General features: G+C 70.9%; 22 protein-coding genes. 16 read left to right on the forward strand and 6 right to left on the reverse strand.

Annotated elements, in window-relative coordinates:
* The first annotated feature begins 18 nt into the window (after nucleotides 1-18).
* The gene (locus tag OHA88_RS26145) at nucleotides 19-1,032 is read left to right on the forward strand and encodes a hypothetical protein (RefSeq protein ID WP_328627287.1); all 1,014 of its coding nucleotides are present in this window, start codon (nucleotides 19-21) and stop codon (nucleotides 1,030-1,032) included.
* Nucleotides 1,033-1,085: 53 nt separating this feature from the next.
* Here the strand turns inward: OHA88_RS26145 and OHA88_RS26150 are convergent, their stop codons facing one another.
* The gene (locus OHA88_RS26150; RefSeq protein WP_328627288.1) at nucleotides 1,086-2,228 is read right to left on the reverse strand and encodes an NADH-quinone oxidoreductase subunit D; all 1,143 of its coding nucleotides are present in this window, start codon (nucleotides 2,226-2,228) and stop codon (nucleotides 1,086-1,088) included.
* Nucleotides 2,229-2,353: 125 nt separating this feature from the next.
* Nucleotides 2,354-3,385, reverse strand: coding sequence for an SAM-dependent methyltransferase (locus tag OHA88_RS26155; protein WP_328627289.1), 1,032 nt, complete (start codon nucleotides 3,383-3,385; stop codon nucleotides 2,354-2,356).
* A gap of 96 nt (nucleotides 3,386-3,481) precedes the next feature.
* Between OHA88_RS26155 and OHA88_RS26160 the strand changes: the two genes are divergently transcribed.
* On the forward strand, nucleotides 3,482-4,681 hold the full coding sequence (locus OHA88_RS26160) for a sensor histidine kinase (RefSeq protein ID WP_328627290.1): 1,200 nt from the start codon (nucleotides 3,482-3,484) through the stop codon (nucleotides 4,679-4,681).
* Nucleotides 4,682-4,723: 42 nt separating this feature from the next.
* On the forward strand, nucleotides 4,724-5,401 hold the full coding sequence (locus OHA88_RS26165) for a response regulator transcription factor (protein WP_326604460.1): 678 nt from the start codon (nucleotides 4,724-4,726) through the stop codon (nucleotides 5,399-5,401).
* Between the two features lie 19 nt (nucleotides 5,402-5,420).
* On the opposite strand, the gene OHA88_RS26170 is transcribed toward OHA88_RS26165, so the two are convergent.
* Nucleotides 5,421-6,533, reverse strand: coding sequence for a DUF5937 family protein (locus tag OHA88_RS26170; protein WP_328629795.1), 1,113 nt, complete (start codon nucleotides 6,531-6,533; stop codon nucleotides 5,421-5,423).
* A 104-nt stretch (nucleotides 6,534-6,637) separates the two neighbouring features.
* Between OHA88_RS26170 and OHA88_RS26175 the strand changes: the two genes are divergently transcribed.
* Nucleotides 6,638-6,898: a hypothetical protein gene (locus OHA88_RS26175; protein ID WP_328627291.1), complete on the forward strand. Its 261-nt coding sequence runs from the start codon at nucleotides 6,638-6,640 to the stop codon at nucleotides 6,896-6,898.
* A 36-nt stretch (nucleotides 6,899-6,934) separates the two neighbouring features.
* Here the strand turns inward: OHA88_RS26175 and OHA88_RS26180 are convergent, their stop codons facing one another.
* On the reverse strand, nucleotides 6,935-8,170 hold the full coding sequence (locus OHA88_RS26180; protein ID WP_328627292.1) for a threonine aldolase family protein: 1,236 nt from the start codon (nucleotides 8,168-8,170) through the stop codon (nucleotides 6,935-6,937).
* Between the two features lie 181 nt (nucleotides 8,171-8,351).
* Here OHA88_RS26180 and OHA88_RS26185 point away from each other — a divergent pair, with 181 nt between their 5' ends.
* The 10 genes from OHA88_RS26185 to OHA88_RS26230 all read left to right on the forward strand — a co-directional run bounded on the left by OHA88_RS26185 (nucleotide 8,352) and on the right by OHA88_RS26230 (nucleotide 16,530).
* Nucleotides 8,352-9,311, forward strand: a complete 960-nt coding sequence (locus tag OHA88_RS26185; RefSeq protein ID WP_326629332.1) for a Rossmann-like and DUF2520 domain-containing protein — start codon at nucleotides 8,352-8,354, stop codon at nucleotides 9,309-9,311.
* Nucleotides 9,308-10,318, forward strand: coding sequence for a pantoate--beta-alanine ligase (gene panC, locus OHA88_RS26190; protein ID WP_328627293.1), 1,011 nt, complete (start codon nucleotides 9,308-9,310; stop codon nucleotides 10,316-10,318). The genes OHA88_RS26185 and panC overlap by 4 nt, the downstream gene beginning before the upstream one ends.
* Entirely contained in the window at nucleotides 10,315-12,099 is a 1,785-nt protein-coding gene (locus OHA88_RS26195) for an L-aspartate oxidase (protein WP_328627294.1), read from the forward strand. Before panC ends, OHA88_RS26195 begins: the two co-directional genes overlap by 4 nt.
* 2 nt (nucleotides 12,100-12,101) lie before the next feature.
* Complete coding sequence (gene nadC, locus OHA88_RS26200) at nucleotides 12,102-13,145, forward strand: carboxylating nicotinate-nucleotide diphosphorylase (protein ID WP_267004520.1); 1,044 nt, start codon at nucleotides 12,102-12,104, stop codon at nucleotides 13,143-13,145.
* A complete protein-coding gene (locus OHA88_RS26205; RefSeq protein ID WP_030925312.1) occupies nucleotides 13,145-13,942 on the forward strand; it encodes a type III pantothenate kinase in 798 nt (265 codons plus the stop codon). Before nadC ends, OHA88_RS26205 begins: the two co-directional genes overlap by 1 nt.
* A gap of 138 nt (nucleotides 13,943-14,080) precedes the next feature.
* On the forward strand, nucleotides 14,081-14,671 hold the full coding sequence (locus tag OHA88_RS26210) for a hypothetical protein (RefSeq protein WP_328629796.1): 591 nt from the start codon (nucleotides 14,081-14,083) through the stop codon (nucleotides 14,669-14,671).
* A gap of 61 nt (nucleotides 14,672-14,732) precedes the next feature.
* Nucleotides 14,733-14,912: a hypothetical protein gene (locus tag OHA88_RS26215; protein WP_267004522.1), complete on the forward strand. Its 180-nt coding sequence runs from the start codon at nucleotides 14,733-14,735 to the stop codon at nucleotides 14,910-14,912.
* Between the two features lie 154 nt (nucleotides 14,913-15,066).
* Nucleotides 15,067-15,483 (forward strand): BlaI/MecI/CopY family transcriptional regulator, encoded by a 417-nt coding sequence (locus tag OHA88_RS26220; protein WP_326629338.1) that lies wholly within the window; start codon nucleotides 15,067-15,069, stop codon nucleotides 15,481-15,483.
* 9 nt (nucleotides 15,484-15,492) lie between these two features.
* Nucleotides 15,493-16,050: an amino-acid N-acetyltransferase gene (locus OHA88_RS26225; RefSeq protein WP_326604451.1), complete on the forward strand. Its 558-nt coding sequence runs from the start codon at nucleotides 15,493-15,495 to the stop codon at nucleotides 16,048-16,050.
* Nucleotides 16,051-16,194: 144 nt separating this feature from the next.
* Complete coding sequence (locus OHA88_RS26230; protein ID WP_267004524.1) at nucleotides 16,195-16,530, forward strand: histone-like nucleoid-structuring protein Lsr2; 336 nt, start codon at nucleotides 16,195-16,197, stop codon at nucleotides 16,528-16,530.
* On the opposite strand, the gene OHA88_RS26235 is transcribed toward OHA88_RS26230, so the two are convergent.
* Nucleotides 16,509-17,123, reverse strand: coding sequence for an SCO3374 family protein (locus OHA88_RS26235; RefSeq protein WP_328627295.1), 615 nt, complete (start codon nucleotides 17,121-17,123; stop codon nucleotides 16,509-16,511). The genes OHA88_RS26230 and OHA88_RS26235 overlap by 22 nt on opposite strands.
* 429 nt (nucleotides 17,124-17,552) lie before the next feature.
* On the opposite strand from OHA88_RS26235, the gene OHA88_RS26240 reads away from it, so the two are divergent.
* Together OHA88_RS26240 and OHA88_RS26245 are read left to right on the forward strand one after the other, a co-directional pair.
* Nucleotides 17,553-20,081 (forward strand): ATP-dependent Clp protease ATP-binding subunit, encoded by a 2,529-nt coding sequence (locus OHA88_RS26240; RefSeq protein ID WP_030925328.1) that lies wholly within the window; start codon nucleotides 17,553-17,555, stop codon nucleotides 20,079-20,081.
* Nucleotides 20,082-21,122: 1,041 nt separating this feature from the next.
* On the forward strand, nucleotides 21,123-21,824 hold the full coding sequence (locus OHA88_RS26245) for a M23 family metallopeptidase (RefSeq protein WP_328627296.1): 702 nt from the start codon (nucleotides 21,123-21,125) through the stop codon (nucleotides 21,822-21,824).
* Between the two features lie 36 nt (nucleotides 21,825-21,860).
* On the opposite strand, the gene OHA88_RS26250 is transcribed toward OHA88_RS26245, so the two are convergent.
* The gene (locus tag OHA88_RS26250) at nucleotides 21,861-22,445 is read right to left on the reverse strand and encodes a TetR/AcrR family transcriptional regulator (protein ID WP_267004527.1); all 585 of its coding nucleotides are present in this window, start codon (nucleotides 22,443-22,445) and stop codon (nucleotides 21,861-21,863) included.
* Nucleotides 22,446-22,465: the final 20 nt, after the last annotated feature.

Here is a 22,465-nt window from a genome sequence, read left to right on the forward strand (position 1 = left end):
CACGGTAAATTTCAGGCCATGCCACGTGGACGTCATCGCCATTCGCCACCTCTGCACAGAATCCTTCCTCCTTCGGTCGTCGCCGGAGCGGCAGTCGTCTGTGCGGCGGGTGCCTGGCTTCTCGCCGAACCCCTGGTCCTGCGCGCGCTGGTCGCCGCCGCGGCGGCCGCCGCCGTCACCGGGGCGTATCTGATGCGCGCCTGGGACCGGGAAGCGGGCCGCCGCGTCGCGGATCTGACGCGCGCCCGTGCCAGCGACGAATGGAAGACCGAGGAGCGCATAGCGGAGCTCGAGGCCGACCTCGACGAGTCGCGGACGCTGCGCGTCCGGCTCGAGACGAAGCTTCGCCGCAAGCGCGTGGAGCTCGCCGGTCTGCGCGGTGAGCACGCCGCACTGCTGCGCCGGTATGCCAACGCCGAGACCGAGCGGGCCAGCGCGCTGGAGGGCCGCAGGCAGCTCGCGATCGAAGCGGCCGCCACGCCCCGGGAGCTGCCCACCGCCCGCTCCACGCCTACGCCGGCCGCGTATCTGCGGGCCGCCCAGGCCCTGCAGGACCTCAGCCGCAACGCCGCGCTCCAGGAGGCCCGCCGCACCGCCGAGCAGGCCAGGAAGCGCGACCTGGAGGAGCGCGCCCGGGAGGCCGAGGAGCCGCAGGGGAAGCATGCGGCGACCGCGGCACCGGGCACCGAGCAGCGCCGCCCGCAGGCCGCCCTGCCCCCGGCCCGCCGCCCGTCGACGGTGCTCCCGGCGCCGCGCACGGTCCCGGCCGCCAGTGCGGTCGTTCCCTACGCCGCGTCCCGCCGTCATCCGGTGCCGCAGGGAAGCTTCGACTTCTTCGGTACGCAGAAGGCGCACGCCGCGATCGAGTCCGTGCAGAACGAGGACCTCGCGGACGTGGTCGGCGAGGAGGCGCTGGCCGCGCACCGCACGGGCACGGCCGAGAACCGCACGGTCGGCAAGGTCATCGACCTGACGGCGCACGACGAGACCGAACAGCTGGACGTCGCCGGACTGCGCAGCGCCGTCTCGTAGCGGGCGGCAGATCTCGTAACGGGTCGGCGGCAGCGGTCCCGTGGCCCTGCCGGCTACTTGTCGATGTCGCCGACCACGAAGAACAGCGAGCCCAGGATCGCCACCATGTCGGCGACGAGCGTCCCCGGCAGCAGCTCGGTGATCGCCTGGATGTTGTTGTACGAGGCGGAGCGGAGCTTCAGCCGGTACGGGGTCTTCTCGCCCTTGGACACCAGGTAGTAGCCGTTGATGCCGAGCGGGTTCTCGGTCCAGGCGTAGGTGTGGCCCTCGGGGGCCTTGAGCACCTTGGGGAGCCGCTGGTTGATCGGACCGGGCGCCAGGTCGGCCATCCGGTCCAGGCAGGCGTCCGCCAGCTCCAGCGCGTTGTGGGTCTGTTCCAGCAGGCATTCGAACCGGGCCAGGCAGTCGCCCTCGGTGCGGGTGACGACCTTGAGGGTGTCCTGCAGCTCCCCGTACGCGAGGTACGGCTCGTCGCGCCGCAGATCGAAGTCGACCCCGGAGGCGCGGGCGATCGGACCGGACACCCCGTACGCGTGCACGGTCTCGGCGGACAGCACACCGACACCGCGGGTTCGGCCCCGGAAGATCTCGTTGCCGAGCACCAGCCTGTCGTACACGTCCATCCGCGAGCGGACCGACGCGACGGCGTCCCGCGCGCGGCCCAGCCAGCCCGCCGGGAGGTCCTCCTTGAGGCCGCCGACCCGGTTGAACATGTAGTGCATCCGGCCGCCGGAGACCTCCTCCATCACGGCCTGGAGCTCCTCGCGCTCCCGGAAGGCGTAGAACACCGGGGTGATACCGCCCAGTTCGAGCGGGTACGAACCGAGGAACATCAGATGGTTCAGCACCCGGTTCAGCTCGGCGAGCAGGGTCCGCGTCCAGACCGCGCGCTCCGGGACCTCCATGCCGAGCATCCGCTCGACGGCCATCACGACGCCCAGCTCGTTGGAGAACGCCGACAGCCAGTCGTGGCGGTTGGCGAGCATCACGATCTGCCGGTAGTCGCGGGCCTCGAAGAGCTTCTCCGCGCCGCGGTGCATATAGCCGATGACCGGCTCGGCGTGCTGGATCCGCTCGCCGTCGAGGACGATCCGCAGACGGAGCACGCCGTGGGTCGAGGGGTGCTGGGGCCCGATGTTGAGCACCATGTCGGTGCTCTCCGCCGCGCCGCCGATGCCGACTGTCGTCTCCGTCATACGGCCAGTATTCCCTGAGCGCCGGGGGTGGTGCGGGGTGGGGCGCCTGCCGGGGGCCCGTCCCCTACGCGCCCCTTCCCGCCCCGGACCCCGGTCCGCGACACCGGGCGGGCAGAAAGATGCACTCAATCGCCGGACGGGCCGGTCGTGCCGGACGAGCCCGCCGGATACGGCCGCCGTGTCACCCGTTGCAGCAGCCAGCCGAAGTCGCCGAGCCCGCCCCGCGCGGTCAGCTCAGCCGCCTCACCCGCCGACGCGAGCGCGCGCACGTATCCCGCCGGATCGGTCGAGGCCAGGGCGAGCGACGGTCGCTCCCCGCTGATACCCAGCCCCCGCAGCGCCTCCCGCTGATCCACCACCTCGGGCTCCTCGCCGCCCACGGTCCCGGCCGCCGCGCACGCGTCCAGCGCCACATGCGAGGTGAGGTCGCAACTGCCGTCCGGCACCGGCCGCACCTCGCGCCCCGCCCGGAAGCCGGTCAGCGTGCCGAACGGCGGCCGCGCCTCCCGTACGTGGGCGTAGTCGACAGCCACCGCGAGCCCTGCGGACAGGGTGGAGACCGCCCGCGCCCACGCCTCGTCGCGCGGCCGGCCGATCTCCGCGCGGCTGCCCGGCCCGGCCGACGGCCACCAGCGCCGCAGCCAGGCGGCGTCCGCCCCGGTCACCGGTTCACCCAGCCGCTCCGCGCCGTCCGCCGTCCTGACGAGGACATAGCGGTCGATGCCGTCCGCATCGGTCTCCGCGACCGGCGTCGGGACGTTGTCCAGCCACTCGTTGGCGAAGAGCAGCCCCCGCGCCCCCGGCGGCGGCTCGGCGCACCACTCGATCCGGGGGTCCAGGCCGGCCGGCCGGCCGGCGATCTCCACGGCGTACGCCCGTACCGAAAGCCCCGCCGGGGCGAGGCCGGGCAGCGCCGCGAGCACCCCCGTCACCAGCTCTCCCCGCCCGGCCCCCAGATCCACCAGGTCGACCGCGTCCGTCCCCAGCTCCCGCGCCGTCCTGACCAGCAGCCGGGCCACGGCGGCGGCGAACAGCGGAGACGCGTGCACGGACGTACGGAAGTGTCCGGCCGGCCCTTCGAAGCTCCGGTAGAACCCCCCGTCCCCGTACAAAGCGGCCTCGGCCGCCTCCTGCCACCCACGCCACTCATCCGTCACGGGGCCAAGTCTCCACCTTGGGGAGTACGGTCCCTGGAACCGGATCGGCCCTCCGGCTGACCCACCCACCTGCCGCCTGTCCCTACGCTGGGTTACGTGCAGCGCCTCTACGACTTCATCCGCAGACACCCGACGGGCGTCGACATCTTCTGGGCTGTCGTCCTCCTCGGGCTCTCCGGCGTGTCCGTCGTGGGCGACCAGGGCCGCGGCACACCGCGGCTGGCTGCCGTGCCGGTCGCCATCGGCCTCTGCCTGGTCGTCGCGCTGCGCCGCAGGGCGCCGGAGAAGATGCTGCTGCTCGCCGTCGCGGCGGGCGTCGCGCAGCTGATCCTCGACGTCAGGCCGAACGTCGCGAACTTCGCCATGCTGGTGATCACCTTCACGGTGGCCACGGTCGGCGAGCGATGGGCCTCACGGCTCGCACTGGTCTGCAGCCTGTGCGCGGCCGGTCTCTCGCAGCTGCGCTGGCCCAACGACACCCGGGGCGGCTGGGTCCAGGATGTCTTTGTCGTCGTCGTCATGACCGTGCCGTTCGTCCTCGCCTGGGTGCTCGGCGACTCGATGCGGACCCGGCGGGCGTACTTCAGTCAGCTGGAGGAGCGGGCCGCCCGGCTGGAGCGGGAGCGCGAGGCGCAGTCGAAGGTCGCCGTGGCCGCCGAGCGGGCCCGTATCGCCCGCGAACTGCACGATGTCGTCGCGCACAACGTCTCGGTGATGGTGGTGCAGGCCGACGGGGCGGCGTACGTGATGGACGCGGCGCCCGACCAGGCCCGGCAGGCCCTGGAGACCATCTCCAGCACCGGCAGGCAGGCCCTCGCCGAGATGCGCCGGCTGCTCGGCGTGCTGCGCACCGGCGACAGCCAGGAGAGCGGGGAGTACGTCCCGCAGCCCGATGTCGGGCAGATCGAGGACCTGATCGAGCAGGTCCGCCGGACCGGTCTGGCGGTGGACTTCAAGATCGAGGGCACGCCGCGCCCGCTGCCCAGCGGCGTCGAGCTGACGGCGTACCGCATCGTGCAGGAAGCCCTGACCAACACCCGCAAGCACGGCGGCCCGGATGCCGGGGCCAGCGTGCGGCTGGTCTACTTCGACGACGGGCTCGGTCTGCTGGTCGAGGACGACGGCCGGGGCGCGGCGCACGAACTGTACGAGGACGGCGGCGCCGACGGCGCAGGTCACGGGATGATCGGTATGCGCGAGCGGGTCGGCATGGTCGGCGGCACGCTGGACGCCGGTCCGCGGCCCGGTGGCGGCTTCCGGATCAGCGCACTGCTGCCGCTCAAGCCCGCCCACTAGCCCACTGCCCTTGCTGGACAGGAACAGGAGACAAGGACCCTCATGGCGATCCGCGTGATGCTCGTCGACGACCAGGTACTGCTGCGCACCGGCTTCCGGATGGTGCTCGCGGCGCAGCCGGACATGGAGGTCGTCGCCGAGGCCGGCGACGGCGCAGAGGCGATCGAGAACCTTCGCTCCACCGCCGTCGACGTGGTGCTGATGGACGTGCGCATGCCGAGGCTGGACGGTGTCGAGGCGACCCGGCGCATCTGCGCCCGGCCCGATGCGCCCAAGGTGCTCATCCTGACCACGTTCGACCTGGACGAATACGCCTTCTCCGGTCTGAAGGCCGGGGCCAGCGGTTTCATGCTCAAGGACGTGCCGCCGGCCGAACTGCTCGGCGCGATCCGTTCGGTGCACAGCGGCGACGCGGTCGTCGCCCCGTCCACCACCCGGCGGCTGCTCGACCGCTTCTCGTCCATGCTGCCGAGCAGCACCGACGAACCCAAGCACAAGGACATCGGCAAGCTCACCGAACGCGAACGCGAAGTGATGCTGCTGGTCGCGCAGGGCATGTCGAACGGCGAGATCGCGGCGCGGCTGGTGCTCTCCGAGGCGACGGTCAAGACGCACGTCGGCCGCATCCTCACCAAGCTGAACCTGCGCGACCGGGTGCAGGTCGTCGTGCTCGCGTACGAGACGGGGCTGGTGCGGGCCGGCGGAGGCGGGGCGGGCTGACAAGCGCGCGCCGGTCACCTCACCGCAGCACGCCCTCCAGGAAGTCGCTGCCGAGCCGGGCCACCACCGTCAGGTCCAGCTGGTGCAGTACGTACCGGCCGCGCCGCCGCGTGGTGACCAGACCGGCCTTCTTCAGTACCGAAAGATGCCGGGAGACCTCGGGCGGCGTGATGCTGTGCGAGTCGGCGAGCTCACCGGTCGTGTACGGAGAACGGGCGAGGTTGCGGCACAGCCGCATCCGCATGGGGTGGGCCAGCGCCTCCAGCCGCAGCTGGAGCATTTCGACGGAGGCGGGGGAGGGCAGTTCGGGGCGGCGCACCGGATAGTGGATCACCGGGCGCCAGCCCGGCGCGTGCAGCACCATCAGATGTGGCCAGCCGAAGCTGGTCGGGATGAGCGTGAGCCCGGGGCCGACGGCCGGGTCGGTCGCGGTGGTCGAGCCCTCCGTCATCTTGTCGGCGCTGATCCTGCACGCGCCCTCGTCGAGCGAGAGTGCGGCGGACACCGCGCCCAACGCCTCACCGGCCCCCTTGCGCCGCAGCAGATCCGTCTTGTGCCGGGCGTCGGCGACCAGCTGGACCTGGACCCGCCGCCAGGTGTCCGCGAAGAACGCCTCGTCGCAGTCCTCGAAGAGACGCCGGACCCAGCGGCGTACGGGGACCGGGTCGGCCAGCAACTGCCGGGTGAACTCCACCTGCCGCGGACCGCGCGCCGCCGCCATGTCCAGTGCGCGGGCGCGCATCAGAGGGTCGCTGAGCGGGGAGGGTGCGCCGGTCCCGTACAGGCTGGCGCAGGTGAACTCCAGGGCGGCGGCGACGAACCGTTCGTCGTCGAGCCGGTCGAGGATGTCCAGATCCTCGGCGAGCGTCGCCCCGGTCCGGCCGTCCCCGCCGCGCACCCCGGCGAACGGCATGAAGACGTCGGAGAACGTGTTGCGCCACAGGAACTCGGCCTCGTGCAGCCGGTCGGCCAGGTCGGGCTCCAACGAGGCGGCGGTCGCCGTCGCCCAGCCGTGAAGTCCGGGATGGTGCCCCGGCTCGGAGAGCGCATGCAGAGCCAGCCCCAGCTCGGCGAGGGGCGAGGTCTCGAAGACGATGCGCTCGGGCGGCAGTCCCGCGATGTCGATGTTCACGCTCACCCCTCAATAGTGCGGGGTGCGGCGAAGGCGTCAGGCGCCATTTGACGGTGGTCGTCAATCGTCGCGCGGGACCGCCGGGACCGGCCCACGCTGAGTTCATGGACGCCATTCAGCAGCACATGATCGACAGCTATCGCGCAGCCCAGCACGGGGAACTGCCGCCGCCGCTGCCCGGCCGGCACGACTGGGCGGTGGTACGGGACGTACGCGACCGGCGCCGCTTCGACGCGGTGACAGCGGGCCTCCGGGCACGCCGCCGCCGGCGCACGGCACTACGAGAACTGTTCACCCACGGCCACCACTCCGCCCCGCCGGACAACTCCACCCCGCCGGGCAACTCCAGCCGCCCCGGCACTTGAGGACAGGGCGGCCGCCGGACGGCCCCGGTGCCCCCGCTAACCCAGTCGCTTCACGAACTCCCCCACCGCCACCCGCACATCCCGCGCGGTCCACTCCAGCCCCGCCTCCGACACCGTGACCTCCGTGTAGGACATCCCGGGCGGTCCCGCCGAAGCCGGGTGCCACCTGCGGAAGAGCGCGACGCCCGTCTCCTCCGCCTGCCGTACCGCCGCCTCGGTCAGGGCCTCCGCCCCGTACGGCAGCCATACCTGGAACTGGTGCGTGTGCGGCGGTTCCGGATGTACCCGGAACCACGGAACAGCGGACTCCGTAAAGCCCTCGGCCAGGGCGCCGGCCACCACCTTCGCCTGCGCCACGTAGGAGGACAGCTTCGGCAGCTCCCGGTCCAGGCCGACCAGCGCCGAGAGCGCCGCCGGGAACTGCTGGTAGAGCTGGCCGCCGTACCGGTGGCGCCAGGTGCGGGCCTCCTCGATCAGGGACTCCGGACCGGCGAGCGCGGCTCCGGACAGTCCGCCGAGCGTCTTGTAGAACGACACATACACGCTGTCCGCGAGCGCTGCGATCTCCGGCAGCCCGCGCCCGAAGCGGGGGGCGCACTCCCACAGTCGCGCGCCGTCGAAGTGCACCACTGCATCGCGTTCGCGGGCGGCCGCCACCACGGCCTCCAGCTCCTCCCACTCCGGCAGTACGAAACCGGCGTCGCGCAACGGCAGCTCCAGCATCAGCGTGCCGAAAGGTTCGGCGAAGTCGCGGATCTCCTGCGCGGTGGGCAGCCGCGGCTCGGACGTCGGGTGGACGGTACGCAGCCCGCTCACCGCCCCCAGAGCACCGCGCTCGTGCACCTCCGGATGCGAGAGCGGGTGCAGTGCCACGGTCGGGCTGCCGGTGCGCCCCGCCCAGCAGCGCAGCGCGACCTGCTGAGCCATCGTTCCGGTCGGGAAGAAGGCCGCGGACTCCATTCCGAGCAGATCGGCGATGCGCTGCTCCAGTACGGCGACGATCCCGTCGCCGTAGATGTCCGCAGGCCGGTCCAGATCGGCCACGGAACCGGCGTACGCGCCCAGGTCGGCAAGTTGCTCGCCGAGCGTCCGGTCGACGGGCGGCCGCCAAAGGCTCCGCTCGGCCCGGCGCCAGGCGGCGATCCGCCGGAACCGTGCAGCCGTTTCGCGGTCCGGCTCACCGTCCCGTATCCCGTCCCCCGCCCGGTCCCGGACCTCGTCCCGGATCTCGCCCTGCGCCTGCGCTCGTGCCTGCTCATGCCTGTCTGCCATGGGACGATCATCACGCAGAAGGCGGCCCTCGCCCACACGGTTTCGCGGTCCCTGCCCCGGCGGCCGTCCACGCATTCGTCCACAGCCTGTGGACGGCCAGGAGTCTGCACGAAACGCTGGCGTAGCATGCAGAGAAATCGTCCGGTACCCCCCGCGGACTGGAACGGAAGGCCATCGCCGCGTGAACGCAACAGCACCCAAGGAGCCCCTCGACGCGAGGGACCGCCCCGCCCGCCTCACCGTGGGTGTCGTGGGCGCGGGCAGGGTCGGCCCTGCCCTTGCCGCGTCCCTGCAGCTCGCCGGGCACCGCCCGGTCGCCGTGTCGGGCGTCTCCGACGCGTCGGTGCGCCGGGCCGCCGCGCTCCTGCCCGACGTGCCCCTGGTATCGCCCGCCGAGGTGCTCGCGCGTGCCGAGCTGGTCCTGCTGACCGTGCCCGACGACGCCCTGCCCGGCCTCGTCGAGGGCCTCGCCGAGACCGGAGCGGTCCGCCCGGGGCAGCTGATCGTCCACACGTCGGGGCGGTACGGGACACGGGTCCTGGACCCCGCCCTGCGGGCCGGTGCGCTGCCGCTCGCCCTGCACCCGGCGATGACGTTCACCGGCACGAGCGTCGACGTCCAGCGGCTGGCCGGCTGCTCCTTCGGCGTCACCGCGCCCGAGGAGCTGCGGCTCGCCGCCGAGGCACTCGTCATCGAGATGGGCGGCGAGCCCGAATGGATCGCGGAGGAGTCCCGTCCGCTCTACCACGCGGCGCTCGCTCTCGGCGCGAACCACCTGGTCACGTTGGTCGCCCAGTCGATGGAGCTGCTGCGCACGGCAGGGGTCGAGGCCCCCGACCGGATGCTCGGCCCGCTCCTCGGCGCCGCTCTCGACAACGCCCTGCGTTCCGGTGACGGCGCGCTGACCGGCCCGGTCGCCCGCGGCGACGCGGGCACGGTCGCCGCTCACATCGGCGAGCTGCGCAGGCACGCCCCGCAGACCGTGGCCGGTTACCTCGCGATGGCCCGCGCCACCGCCGACCGGGCGCTGGCGCACGGCCTGCTCAAGCCGGAACTCGCGGAGGACCTGCTCGGCGTCCTGGCCGACGGGGCCACGGGTGCGGGTACCACGGGCAGCACCGGACCGGGAGAGACCCGATGACCGAAACCTCCACCACCCTGCTCCGTACGGCCGCCGAGCTGGACACGTCCGGTGGGCGCAAGGGACCGCGGGCCGTCGTCATGACCATGGGCGCCCTGCACGAGGGGCACGCCGGCCTGATCCGTGCCGCCCGCGCCGCCGCGGGCCCGGACGGTCAGGTCGTCGTCACCGTCTTCGTCAACCCGCTCCAGTTCGGGGAGGCCGCGGACCTCGACCGCTACCCCCGTACCCTCGACGCCGATCTCGCCGTCGCGGGCGCGGCCGGTGCCGACGTGGTCTTCGCCCCGTCCGTCGACGAGGTCTACCCCGGCGGTGAGCCGCAGGTCAGGATCGCCGCGGGCCCTATGGGCGAGCGGCTGGAAGGGGCGTTTCGTCCCGGCCATTTCGACGGGATGCTGACCGTCGTCGCCAAGTTCCTGCACCTCACCCGCCCCGATGTCGCGTTCTTCGGGCAGAAGGACGCCCAGCAGCTGGCGCTGATCCGCCGTATGGTGCGCGATCTGAACTTCCCGGTGGAGATCGTCGGCGTGGAGACGGCCCGTGAGCCGGACGGCCTCGCGCTCTCCAGCCGCAACCGTTTCCTCGACGCCCAGGAGCGCCACACCGCCCTGGCCCTGTCCCGGGCCCTGTTCGCGGCCCGCGACAGGCTCGCCGCCCAGCAGGCGCTGCACGCCCGCGCGCAGACCACCCCGGCGACGACGGGCCGGGCCGCCGCACTCACCCGGCTCGGCGAGGCCCGTGCGGCCGCGGACACCCAGGCGGTGGCCCGGGCCAGGCCGGACGACGGACCCGCTGCGGTGCGCGCCGCCGCGCGCATGATCCTCGACGACGCGGCCGCCGAACAGCCCCCGCTCGCCCTGGACTATCTGGCGCTCGTGGACCCGGCTGACTTCACCGAGATCCCCGACGACCGGACCACCGGTGACGCGATCCTCGCCGTCGCCGCGCGGGTGGGCGCCACCCGCCTCATCGACAACATCCCGCTGACCTTCGGAGCCGACACGTGACCGGAATACGGCTGACCGCCCCCGCCCCCGGCTGGGCCATCGACGCGGATGTCGTGGTGGTCGGCTCCGGCGTCGCCGGCCTCACCACCGCGCTGCGCTGCGCGGCCGCGGGCCTCGCCACCGTCGTCGTCACCAAGGCCCGGCTCGACGACGGCTCCACCCGCTGGGCGCAGGGCGGTATCGCGGCAGCCCTCGGCGAGGGCGACACCCCGGAACAGCACCTGGCCGACACCCTCGTCGCGGGCGCGGGCCTGTGCGACGAGTCGGCGGTACGGACCCTGGTCACCGAGGGCCCCGACGCCGTACGCCGTCTGATCAAGACCGGCGCGCACTTCGACACCACCGACACCGGCGACATCGCGCTCACCCGCGAGGGCGGCCACCACCGCCGCCGGATCGCGCACGCGGGCGGGGACGCGACGGGCGCCGAGATCTCCCGCGCCCTGGTCGAGGCGGTCCGCTCCGCGGCCCTCCACACCGTGGAGAACGCCCTGGTCCTGGACCTGCTGACGGACGCCGAAGGCCGCACCGCCGGCGTCACCCTGCACGTCATGGGCGAGGGCCAGCACGACGGCGTCGGCGCGGTCCACGCCCCCGCGGTGGTCCTCGCCACCGGCGGCATGGGCCAGGTCTTCTCCGCCACCACCAACCCGCCGGTCTCCACGGGCGACGGCGTCGCCCTCGCGCTGCGGGCCGGCGCGGAGGTCTCCGACCTCGAATTCGTCCAGTTCCACCCGACGGTGCTCTTCCTCGGCGCCGACTCCGAGGGCCAGCAGCCCCTCGTATCGGAAGCGGTACGGGGCGAGGGCGCCCACCTCGTCGACGCGTCCGGAACCCGGTTCATGGTCGGGCAGCACGAACTGGCGGAACTGGCGCCGCGCGACATCGTCGCCAAGGCCATCACCCGCCAGATGCAGCTGCACGGCACCGAGCACATGTACCTCGACGCCCGCCATTTCGGCGCCGAGATGTGGGAACAGCGCTTCCCCACGATCCTGGCGGCCTGCCGCGCCCACGGCATCGACCCGATCACCGAACCGATCCCGGTCGCCCCCGCCGCGCACTACGCCTCCGGCGGCATCCGTACCGATCTGCGCGGCCGGACGACGGTCCCGGGGCTGTACGCGTGCGGCGAGGTCGCCTGCACGGGCGTGCACGGGGCGAACCGGCTGGCGTCCAACTCGCTCCTGGAGGGCCTGGTCTTCGCCGAACGCATCGCGGCGGACATCGTCGAGGACCGGCCGCGCGCGACGGAGGCGGCAGCCCCTGTGACGAAGGCAGCGACCCTGGTGGCGGACCGGGACACCGAACGGGACACCGACCCCGCCCCCTCGCCGCTGCTCGCCCCCGAGGCACGGACCACGATCCAGCGGATCATGACCAGGGGCGCCGGAGTCCTGCGTTCCGCCGCCAGTCTCGTCACCGCCGCAGACGATCTCGAGGCCCTGCACAACAGTGCGGCCGCCGACGCCTGGGCGACCGGGCCGAAGCGCGCGGAGCCCGGCGTGGAGGCGTGGGAGGCCACCAACCTGCTCCTCGTCTCGCGCGTCCTGGTCGCCGCCGCCCGGCAGCGCGAGGAGACCCGCGGCTGCCACTGGCGCGAGGACCGGCCCGAGCGGGACGACGAGACCTGGCGCCGCCACCTCGTCGTGCGGCTCACCCCGGACCGCCGGCTCGTCCTCAGCCGTACGGAATCCGAGGCATTCCCGCCCGTACACCCGGCGGGGGCACCAGACTGCGCAGCAGCAACCACGACCCACCCCACCCCCGAGGAGCCGTAACCGTGAGCACGCCCGAAGAGAATCCGCGCCCCACACCCGTGGACGTACCGCTGATCCAGATCGGCGCGCCCGCACCGTCCGCGGGCGGCTGCGGGGACGCCTGCGGCTGCGGCGGGGACGACGGCTACGAGCTGGACCCGCTGGAGTGCGGCCTCGACCCCGACCTTGCCCAGCTCATCGCCGACGCGGGCCTCGACCCCGTTCAGGTCGAGGACATCGCGCACGTCGCCATCGAGGAGGACCTCGACCACGGCGTGGACGTCACAACCGTCGCCACGGTCTCCGAGGAGGCCATGGCCACCGGTGACTTCACCGCCCGCGAAGCCGGTGTCGTCGCCGGTCTGCGGGTCGCCGAGGCCGTCCTCTCCATCGTCTGCACGGCCGAGTTCGAGGTCGAGCGCCATGTCGAGGACGGCGACCGCGTCGTCCCCGGCCAGAAGCTGCTGACGGTCACCACCCGCACCCGCGACCTGCTCACCGGCGAGCGCAGCGCGCTCAACCTGCTCTGCAGGCTCTCCGGCATCGCGACCGCGACCCGCGCCTGGGCCGACGTGCTCGAAGGCACGAAGGCCAAGGTCCGCGACACCCGGAAGACCACTCCGGGACTGCGCGCCCTGGAGAAGTACGCGGTGCGCTGCGGCGGCGGCGTCAACCACCGGATGTCGCTCTCCGACGCCGCGCTGGTCAAGGACAACCACGTCATCGCGGCGGGCGGTGTCGCCGAGGCGTTCAAGCGGGTGCGGGACGAGTTCCCGGACGTCCCGATCGAGGTCGAGGTCGACACCCTGGACCAGGTCCACGAGGTCCTGGCGGCGGGCGCCGACCTGATCCTGCTGGACAACTTCACCCCGGCCGAGACCGAGGAGGCCGTAGCGGTCGTCGGCGGCCGCGCGGCCCTGGAGTCCTCCGGCCGTCTCACCCTCGACAGCGCCCGCGCCTACGCCGACGCGGGCGTCGACTACCTCGCCGTCGGTGCGCTCACCCACTCCTCACCGATCCTCGACATCGGCCTGGACTTCCGCGACACCGACGGGGCCGGCGTCTGATGCTGCTCACCATCGACGTCGGCAACACCCACACCGTCCTGGGCCTGTTCGACGGTGAGGAGATCGTCGAGCACTGGCGGATCTCCACCGACGCCCGGCGCACCGCGGACGAGCTCGCGGTGCTGCTCAACGGCCTGATGGGCATGCACCCGCTGCTCGGCGAGGAGCTGGGCGACGGCATCGAGGGCATAGCGATCTGCGCCACCGTCCCGGCGGTGCTGCACGAGCTGCGCGAGGTCACCCGTCGTTACTACGGGGATGTCCCTGCCGTACTCGTGGAGCCCGGCATCAAGACGGGGGTGCCGATCCTGGTGGACAACCCGAAGGAGGTCGGCGCGGACCGCATCATCAACTCGGTCGCCGCCGTCGAGCTCTACGGCGGTCCGGCGATCGTCGTCGACTTCGGCACCGCCACCACTTTCGATGCGGTCTCCGCCCGTGGCGAGTACGCGGGCGGGGTCATCGCCCCCGGCATCGAGATCTCCGTCGAGGCACTCGGCGTCAAGGGCGCCCAGCTCCGCAAGATCGAGCTGGCCCGGCCGCGCAGCGTGATCGGCAAGAACACGGTCGAGGCCATGCAGGCGGGCATCGTGTACGGCTTCGCGGGCCAGGTCGACGGCGTCGTCGAACGCATGAAGAAGGAGCTGGCGGCCGACCCGGACGACGTCACCGTCATCGCGACCGGCGGCCTTGCTCCGATGGTGTTGGGCGAGTCCTCCGTGATCGACGAGCACGAGCCCTGGCTCACGCTCATCGGCCTGCGTCTGGTGTACGAGCGCAACGTGGCCCGGATGTAGGCGCAGCGCCGGGCACCTGCGGGAACGGTGCGGCGGCGGGACGGCCGCCGCCGCGCCGCCGTCGGCCAGCTAAGCCGATTTTGTCCATTTAGCACGTATTGTCGCGTTATGCCCACGCCTTACGGATCACGCGGCGGTATGGCGTTCAGCGCGGACGAGCTGCGAGTGCTCCGACGCGCCCTCGCCAACGCCCTCCACCCCGCGCCCCTGCCCGACGACGATGTCCAGGACTGCCTGCGGCTTGCGGGCTCCGTCGACGAGGTGGCCGGCGAGGCGGGACGGCTGCGCGCGTTCCTCCTCGCCGACCTCGCCCGCTACCGAGACGCCCTTCCCGGCTCCGCCACCGGCTATCTGGAACTGCTCCAGGACGCCCTGGCCGCCGGTTACGACCCCCGCCCGGAGGATCTGGCGGCACTGCGCCTCCAGCGCGGCAGACCGGTCGCCGCAGCGCTCCTGGAGCGCTGCCAGGTGCTCGCCGAGCGGTCGGTAAGGGCGCGGCTCGCTGGCCGGGCCGTACCCGCGACGACCCCCGCCCCGCGCAGCCGCCTGCTGGCGCTGCCCGGCGGCCGGGCGGCGGCCCCCGAACCCGAACGGCCGAAGGCCCCGCCGACCCCGGCTCGTCCGGTGCCACAGCCCGAGCGCCCCGCACCGAAGCCCTCGGAGGTCTTCCCGCCCCGCCGCCGCCCGGCCCCGCCGACCCCGCCTGCGCAGCAGCGCGCCGCGGGATAGCCACGCCGGACGGCGGAGGGGGCACGCGGAAGTCCGTACCGGGCTCGCTACTCTGGACGCCATGGACTACGTATCCGCGCTCGTGCCCCCCGTGGTGATGGCTGCCTTCTTCATCGGCCTCGTCGTGACGATCGTCAAGAGCCAGGGCGGCCCCAACAAGGCCAAGGAGGACGCGGCCGTGGACTCGGCGATCAGCCGCGCCGAGGCGGTGCGGAAGACCCCGCGGACCGACGGGGTCTGACCGGTACCTCGCGTACTGCCACTGCACAGCACTGGATCGCACCGCACCGCACCGCACTGCACTGAGCGAAGGGCGTACGACTCATCATGAGCCGTACGCCCTTTTGCTGTGTAAATAACCTGCCATTCCAGACATCTAGCACTATGGTGACGCTGTGCCCCGCCAATTGGGAGAGCTGGAAGACGCCGTGATGACGCGGGTCTGGCAATGGAACCGTCCGGTCACCGTGCGGGAAGTCCTTGAGGACCTTCAGCAGGAACGGTCCATCGCGTACACGACCGTCATGACGGTAATGGACAATCTCCATCAGAAGGGCTGGGTGCGCAGGGAAGTCGAGGGCCGCGCATATCGATATACGGCGGTCTCCACCCGCGCCGCCTACTCGGCCGCACTGATGAACGAAGCCTGGTCGCACAGTGACAACCCGGCCGCCGCTCTTGTCGCCTTCTTCGGCATGATGTCCGCCGAGCAGCGCGACGCTCTCCGCGATGCGATGCGGATCGTATCCCCGGACGCCCCGGAGGTCGGGGATCACCCGGCTGATGACGCGGGCCCGGAGACCGGGCGATAGCGTCGGGGCATGTCCTCAGAGCTTCCGCATACAGATTTCCGTACCGAACCGTCGGTTATAAACGCAGCCATCACTGTCCGGCGTGCCAGGACGAGCGATGTGCCCTCGGTCCGCCGTCTCCTCGACGGGTACGTACGCGAAGGCATCCTGCTCGACAAAGCGACGGTGACGCTTTACGAGGACATCCAGGAGTTCTGGATCGCGGAACGCGACGCGGATGCCCGGGTCATCGGCTGCGGTGCACTCCATGTGATGTGGGAAGACCTCGCCGAAGTCCGTACTCTCGCGGTCGATCACAGCATCAAGGGTGCCGGAGTGGGGCATCAAGTACTGGACAAGCTGTTGCAGACCGCCCGCTGGCTGGGTGTGCGCCGGGTTTTCTGTCTCACCTTCGAAGTCGACTTCTTCGCCAAGCACGGCTTCGTGGAGATCGGAGAGACACCGGTCGACACAGATGTCTACAGCGAGCTGCTGCGTTCCTATGACGAGGGCGTAGCAGAGTTCCTCGGTCTCGAACGAGTGAAGCCGAACACCTTGGGCAACAGTCGGATGCTTCTGCACCTGTGACCGCCGGAAGAACCCGGAACCCTATGTCCGAATCGCGCATGTTTCCCGCGTTCTTGCACTCCTGAACCTCTCCCAGGGGTTTGTGTTTTCCGGAGAAAAGCGGTTTCCTTTCCGCGTACTGCATTTTCGATGAAAGGAAATCCGGTGGCACAGAAGGTTCAGGTCCTTCTTGTCGATGACCTCGACGGTGGCGAGGCGGACGAGACAGTGACGTTCGCTCTGGATGGCAAGACGTACGAGATTGACCTCACCACGACCAACGCGGACAAGCTCCGCGGTCTTCTTGAGCCGTACACCAAGGGTGGCCGACGCACCGGTGGCCGTGCCGCGGCCGGCCGTGGCAAGGGTCGCGCCGTTCCCGGTGGCAACAAGGACACCGCCGAGATCCGTAAGTGGGCGCGCGAGAACGGTCACAATGTGAATGACCGCGGTCGTGTTCCGGCAGAGATCCGCGAGGCTTACGAGAAGGCCAACGGCTGAGCCGTCGACTGATCGGCCGTGCATCCCGTTGCCGGCCATCCTGTTCCGGCACGCATCAACCGGGCCCGGTGGCATTCCGTTGCCATCGCGTCCACGAGCCGTACGAGATCGGGAGCATCCCCACCCCTGCTCCCGAGGCCGGCGAGGGCCGGGAGCTCCGCCTCTCCCTCGTGCCGCAGCTCGGGGGGCCGCAGCCATACGGCGGCCCCCGGCGAGCCGGCCGCCCAGCCGGGCGGTGCCGGCGCGATGATCCGCCCGCCCGTACCGACGGCGGTCAATGTGAGGGCCACCCCGCCCCACTCCAGCCAGTCGAGCAGCCCCGGCAGCTCGTCGGCGCTCCCCGGGGCCACCAGTAGCCCCATGGTCTGCCCGGTCAGTGCCACCGGCCCGGTCCGTCCCACCCGCCGCAGTGCGGCGTGACCCGCGACCGCGGGCAGTTCCAGGACGTCGAACCGCAGCCCGGTCAGCAGCCGGACCGGAGCGGTGCCCGTCGTCACCCAGTCGAGCTCGCGCTCGTACCACTGCGCATGGTCGCCATGGCCGTCGCGGTCGTCGGCGAGCGGCGAGCGCGGGGGCGGGACGGTGAGGGCCATGCCGGAAGAACTGCCGAAAGGCCCCCGGAGTTACGCAGAGTCTTCAATTGCATGCGCAGCGTGTCCGAAATGGAGGCGCACGAGTGCATTTCGCAGTGCAAGGATGTTCGCCCGTAGCGGAGGGAACCGGCGTGCGCCGCATGGACTGTCTGTAATTGCGGGTAAGACATCCCTAGTGGGGAGGGGCGACACGCAGGCCGAGACGTCTCACGTTCGCCGTCGGCGTACTGGCGATAGGGGTATCTGCCTGGCCTGCGGGAACATCGTCTCGCACCATCGGGTTGGAGCAGTTGTCGGCGTTCGGGGCAGGAGGCCAAGGACGGGTGTCGGCAGTTGGAATGAGCGGTCCCCGCTTGCGGGACTAAGCTGCGGAAGGACAGGGAGGGGACCGACCCCTTACTGCCTGACCGCTCTGAGGAGCGATTAACGATGTTCGAGAGGTTCACCGACCGCGCGCGGCGGGTTGTCGTCCTGGCTCAGGAAGAAGCCCGGATGCTCAACCACAACTACATCGGCACCGAGCACATCCTCCTGGGCCTTATCCACGAGGGTGAGGGTGTCGCCGCTAAGGCCCTGGAGAGCCTCGGGATTTCGCTCGAGGCGGTCCGCCAGCAGGTGGAGGAGATCATCGGTCAGGGCCAGCAGGCCCCGTCCGGGCACATCCCCTTCACTCCGCGAGCCAAGAAGGTCCTGGAGCTGTCGCTCCGCGAGGCTCTTCAGCTCGGCCACAACTACATCGGTACCGAGCACATCCTGCTCGGCCTGATCCGCGAGGGCGAGGGCGTCGCCGCCCAGGTCCTCGTGAAGCTGGGCGCCGACCTGAACCGCGTGCGGCAGCAGGTCATCCAGCTGCTCTCCGGGTACTCGGGAGGCAAGGAGGCGGCCACTGCAGGCGGCCCCGCGGAGGGCACGCCCTCCACGTCCCTGGTGCTCGACCAGTTCGGCCGGAACCTCACCCAGGCCGCTCGCGAATCCAAGCTCGACCCGGTCATCGGGCGCGAGAAGGAGATCGAGCGGGTCATGCAGGTGCTGTCCCGCCGTACCAAGAACAACCCGGTTCTCATCGGCGAGCCCGGCGTCGGCAAGACGGCGGTCGTCGAGGGCCTGGCGCAGGCCATCGTCAAGGGCGAGGTGCCCGAGACCCTCAAGGACAAGCACCTCTACACCCTCGACCTCGGCGCGCTGGTCGCCGGCTCCCGCTACCGCGGTGACTTCGAGGAGCGCCTGAAGAAGGTCCTCAAGGAGATCCGCACCCGCGGCGACATCATCCTGTTCATCGACGAGCTCCACACCCTGGTGGGTGCGGGCGCCGCCGAGGGCGCGATCGACGCGGCAAGCATCCTCAAGCCCATGCTGGCGCGGGGCGAGCTCCAGACGATCGGTGCGACGACGCTCGACGAGTACCGCAAGCACCTGGAGAAGGACGCGGCCCTCGAGCGCCGCTTCCAGCCCATTCAGGTCGCGGAGCCGTCGCTGCCGCACACCATCGAGATCCTCAAGGGTCTGCGCGACCGCTACGAGGCCCACCACCGCGTCTCCATCACGGACGAGGCTCTGGTCCAGGCCGCGACGCTGGCCGACCGCTACATCTCGGACCGCTTCCTGCCGGACAAGGCGATCGACCTGATCGACGAGGCCGGTTCCCGGATGCGCATCCGCCGGATGACCGCGCCGCCGGACCTCCGCGAGTTCGACGAGAAGATCGCGGGTGTCCGCCGCGACAAGGAGTCGGCCATCGACTCCCAGGACTTCGAGAAGGCAGCGTCTCTCCGCGACAAGGAGAAGCAGCTGCTGGCGGCGAAGACCAAGCGGGAGAAGGAGTGGAAGGCCGGCGACATGGACGTCGTCGCCGAGGTCGACGGCGAGCTGATCGCCGAAGTCCTGGCCACGGCCACCGGTATCCCGGTCTTCAAGCTGACGGAGGAGGAGTCCTCCCGTCTGCTGCGCATGGAGGACGAGCTCCACAAGCGCGTCATCGGCCAGAAGGACGCCATCAAGGCCCTCTCGCAGGCGATCCGCCGTACGCGAGCCGGTCTGAAGGACCCGAAGCGCCCCGGTGGCTCGTTCATCTTCGCCGGCCCGTCCGGTGTCGGTAAGACGGAGCTCTCCAAGACGCTCGCCGAATTCCTCTTCGGTGACGAGGATGCGCTGATCTCCCTCGACATGTCGGAGTTCAGCGAGAAGCACACGGTTTCCCGCCTCTTCGGTTCTCCCCCCGGTTACGTGGGTTACGAAGAGGGCGGCCAGCTCACCGAGAAGGTGCGCCGCAAGCCGTTCTCCGTCGTCCTCTTCGACGAGGTCGAGAAGGCCCACCCCGATATCTTCAATTCCCTGCTCCAGATTCTGGAAGACGGTCGCCTGACCGACTCCCAGGGCCGGGTCGTGGACTTCAAGAACACGGTCATCATCATGACGACCAACCTCGGGACCCGGGACATCTCCAAGGGCTTCAACCTGGGCTTCGCCGCCCAGGGCGACGTCAAGACCGGCTACGAGCGGATGAAGAACAAGGTCAACGAAGAGCTCAAGCAGCACTTCCGGCCCGAGTTCCTCAACCGTGTCGACGACACGGTCGTGTTCCACCAGCTGACCGAGGAAGACATCATCCAGATCGTCGACCTCATGATCGCCAAGGTGGACGAGCGCCTGAAGGACCGCGACATGGGCATCGAGCTCAGCGCGGAGGCCAAGTCGCTCCTGGCGAAGAAGGGCTACGACCCCGTGATGGGCGCCCGGCCGCTGCGCCGGACGATCCAGCGCGAGATCGAGGACATCCTCTCCGAGAAGATCCTCTTCGGTGAGCTGCGTCCCGGTCACATCGTGGTCGTGGGCACCGAGGGCGAGGGTGAGGAGAAGAAGTTCACCTTCCGTGGCGAGGAGAAGTCGGCACTGCCCGACGTCCCGCCGATCGAGCAGGCGGCAGGCGGCGCCGGCCCGAACCTGACGAAGGACGCGTAAGGGCGCATCGAGCGTCTGAGCATGTGAGGGGGCTGCCCCGGACCGTTCCGTACGGTTCCGGGGCAGCCCCTTTTCCTGTGCGGTTCGGGATCAGCGGGTGATGCGGAGGCCGTCGGTGTCCTCGACCTCGACATCGAGACCGGGCAGGACCTGGAGCGGCGCGCGGCCGGGCGGCGCCGACGACCGCTTCCTGTCCTGACACCGGTCGCCTCCCTCCCCGGCCTGTGCCAGGTGAAGCTTTCACACGTGCCCGCGTACGGGCTGGACAGCGCCCCCACGTACGCGGAGGTGAGCCGACTGGGTCCGGGGCCTCACACGACGTCTCAGGGGACGGCCTCGGCGCCCGGACGGGCCTCACGCCGCTCTGCGTACACACCCTCGCTCTGCCGGCGGCCCTCTTCCCCGTTCTGCGCCGGACGCCTGCCGTCGCCGCGCTTTGGCCGGCCGAGCCCGTGCCGTACGGCCTCGCCGCCGAAGCGGCTTCGCCCGACGCCAGGCCCTCGACATCGGGCAGGGCAGCCCCGTAGACCTGCACAGAGCGGTCTCCGGGAGGTGCTGAAGGTCCGGGCCGGCTCCGACGGACCGGGCGCCGCGGCCGGCGGGGCCGGCTCCTGGCGGTCGGCGTCGGAGGGTTGCTGCCGAAGGTCCCGAATCGGACAGCCCTTGGTCCCACCGCGGGTGACAAGGCGCACAGCCCTTTCGGGCCCTACTACGAGGCATAGGGGACATGGCCGTGATCGCGGGAGGGGTCTCTGCCCCGGGGGCGACCGGGACCTTCGGGGCGGCAGTGGGAGATGCCTGGAACGCTAAGCAATGTCCGTTTAGGGCGGTTTGGAACTGGGGTTAAACCTGCCCGGCCGAAGAGATCCGGCGGGGTGCGGTGCGGGCGGCGCGGGGCCCGCGGGAGTGGATTCCCGCGGCGTCGGCTACGGCTTTTGTTCGTAGATGGGGTGTTTGAGCATTGGTGGGAGTCCGGGTTACCAAGGGATGGCCAGCCCGGCGGACAAGCCGGGACGACTCACCTCCGGAGGATCTCCGCATATGTCGAAGCGCGCTACGTTCCAGCACTCCCGCCGCCCGTCCGTGTCCCGTGTTCGTGGCGCCGTGGTGGCAGCCGGCCTGGGGACGACGATGGTTCTCGGTGCGGGCGCTGCGTTCGCGGCCGGTGCGGCGGCGAGCACCCCCGACGCGGCGGGCCTGGTCAATACCGCCGCGGCCGAGTCGGTCGCCAAGCAGGCGACCGTGCAGGGCAAGGCGGCCCAGGTCGCCAAGCAGGCGGTGGCCAAGAAGGCTGCCGAGGCGAAGAAGGCCGCGAACCTGGCGACCTCCTGGGAGGCGCCGGTCAGTCACTACCAGCTGAGCGCCAGCTTCGGCAACGACGGCTCGCGCTGGGCCCACAAGCACTCCGGCCAGGACTTCGCCGTGCCGATCGGCACCAGGGTCGAGGCCGCGCACAGCGGTGTTGTCGTGAAGGCCGGCCCGAACGGCGGCGGCGACGGCCCCGCGTACGGCAACGCCATCGTGATCAAGCACAGCAACGGCATGTACTCGCAGTACGCCCACCTGTCGCAGATCGACGTGCGCATAGGCCAGGCCGTGCAGACCGGAGAGAAGATCGCCCTCTCGGGCAACACCGGTAACTCCAGCGGCCCGCACCTGCACTTCGAGATCCGGACCACCGCGAACTACGGTTCCGCGGTCAACCCGGTCATGTTCCTGCAGAAGGAGGGCGTCACGGTCTGACCCGACCGGACGAACCCGCCACGGCCCGGGATCCCGCTACTTCGCGGGGCCCGGGCTGTGGGCTTGGGTGACCAGATCGACGGCGACTTCGAGGATGGCCTTGCGCTTGTCCTCGATGTCGCCGTCGACGTCTTTGAGGACGAACATCCCGGCGTGCATCGAGAAGAGCGCGCTGACACAGCGGACCTGGTCGGCGAGTGGGGCGTCGGGGTCCTTGAGCAGGTCGAGCAGCTCCAGGAACCGGCTCTTCGAGGTCTGTCCGATGCTGAGGTCGCGCATGGCCGCCTGGTTCTCCTGCATGAAGCGGAACAGCGGGGCGGCGCCGATCAGGGCGTCGCTGTAACGGATCAGGAGCTCCTTCTTCGTCTCCAGGGTGCGCGGCTGCTCCTTGCCCCAGGCGATCAGCTTCTCGACGGGCCGGTTGAGGTCGTCGAAGATGCTGACGAGGATGTCTTCCTTGGTCTTGAAGTGGTAGTACAGCGCCGCCTTGGTGACGTCCAGCTTCTCGGAGATCTCGCGCAGTGAGGTCTTCTCGTAACCCTGCTCGGCGAAGAGCTCCAGGGCGACGTCCTGGATGCGCTGGCGCGTGTTGCCCCGGCGTGGCTGCGGCGTGCTGCCCATGGTGCTCTCCCAAAAACTTA

This window comes from Streptomyces sp. NBC_00353, from assembly GCF_036108815.1.
In the GTDB taxonomy this organism is placed as follows: Bacteria; Actinomycetota; Actinomycetes; order Streptomycetales; family Streptomycetaceae; genus Streptomyces.

Coding starts and splice junctions, on each gene's coding strand:
- OHA88_RS26145 (WP_328627287.1), top strand. CDS start 19: ATGCCACGTGGACGTCATCGCCATTCGCCACCTCTGCACAGAATCCTT.
- OHA88_RS26150 (WP_328627288.1), bottom strand. CDS start 2,228: ATGACGGAGACGACAGTCGGCATCGGCGGCGCGGCGGAGAGCACCGAC.
- OHA88_RS26165 (WP_326604460.1), top strand. CDS start 4,724: ATGGCGATCCGCGTGATGCTCGTCGACGACCAGGTACTGCTGCGCACC.
- OHA88_RS26175 (WP_328627291.1), top strand. CDS start 6,638: ATGGACGCCATTCAGCAGCACATGATCGACAGCTATCGCGCAGCCCAG.
- OHA88_RS26180 (WP_328627292.1), bottom strand. CDS start 8,170: ATGGCAGACAGGCATGAGCAGGCACGAGCGCAGGCGCAGGGCGAGATC.
- panC (WP_328627293.1), top strand. CDS start 9,308: ATGACCGAAACCTCCACCACCCTGCTCCGTACGGCCGCCGAGCTGGAC.
- OHA88_RS26205 (WP_030925312.1), top strand. CDS start 13,145: ATGCTGCTCACCATCGACGTCGGCAACACCCACACCGTCCTGGGCCTG.
- OHA88_RS26210 (WP_328629796.1), top strand. CDS start 14,081: ATGGCGTTCAGCGCGGACGAGCTGCGAGTGCTCCGACGCGCCCTCGCC.
- OHA88_RS26215 (WP_267004522.1), top strand. CDS start 14,733: ATGGACTACGTATCCGCGCTCGTGCCCCCCGTGGTGATGGCTGCCTTC.
- OHA88_RS26225 (WP_326604451.1), top strand. CDS start 15,493: ATGTCCTCAGAGCTTCCGCATACAGATTTCCGTACCGAACCGTCGGTT.
- OHA88_RS26235 (WP_328627295.1), bottom strand. CDS start 17,123: ATGGCCCTCACCGTCCCGCCCCCGCGCTCGCCGCTCGCCGACGACCGC.
- OHA88_RS26240 (WP_030925328.1), top strand. CDS start 17,553: ATGTTCGAGAGGTTCACCGACCGCGCGCGGCGGGTTGTCGTCCTGGCT.
- OHA88_RS26245 (WP_328627296.1), top strand. CDS start 21,123: ATGTCGAAGCGCGCTACGTTCCAGCACTCCCGCCGCCCGTCCGTGTCC.
- OHA88_RS26250 (WP_267004527.1), bottom strand. CDS start 22,445: ATGGGCAGCACGCCGCAGCCACGCCGGGGCAACACGCGCCAGCGCATC.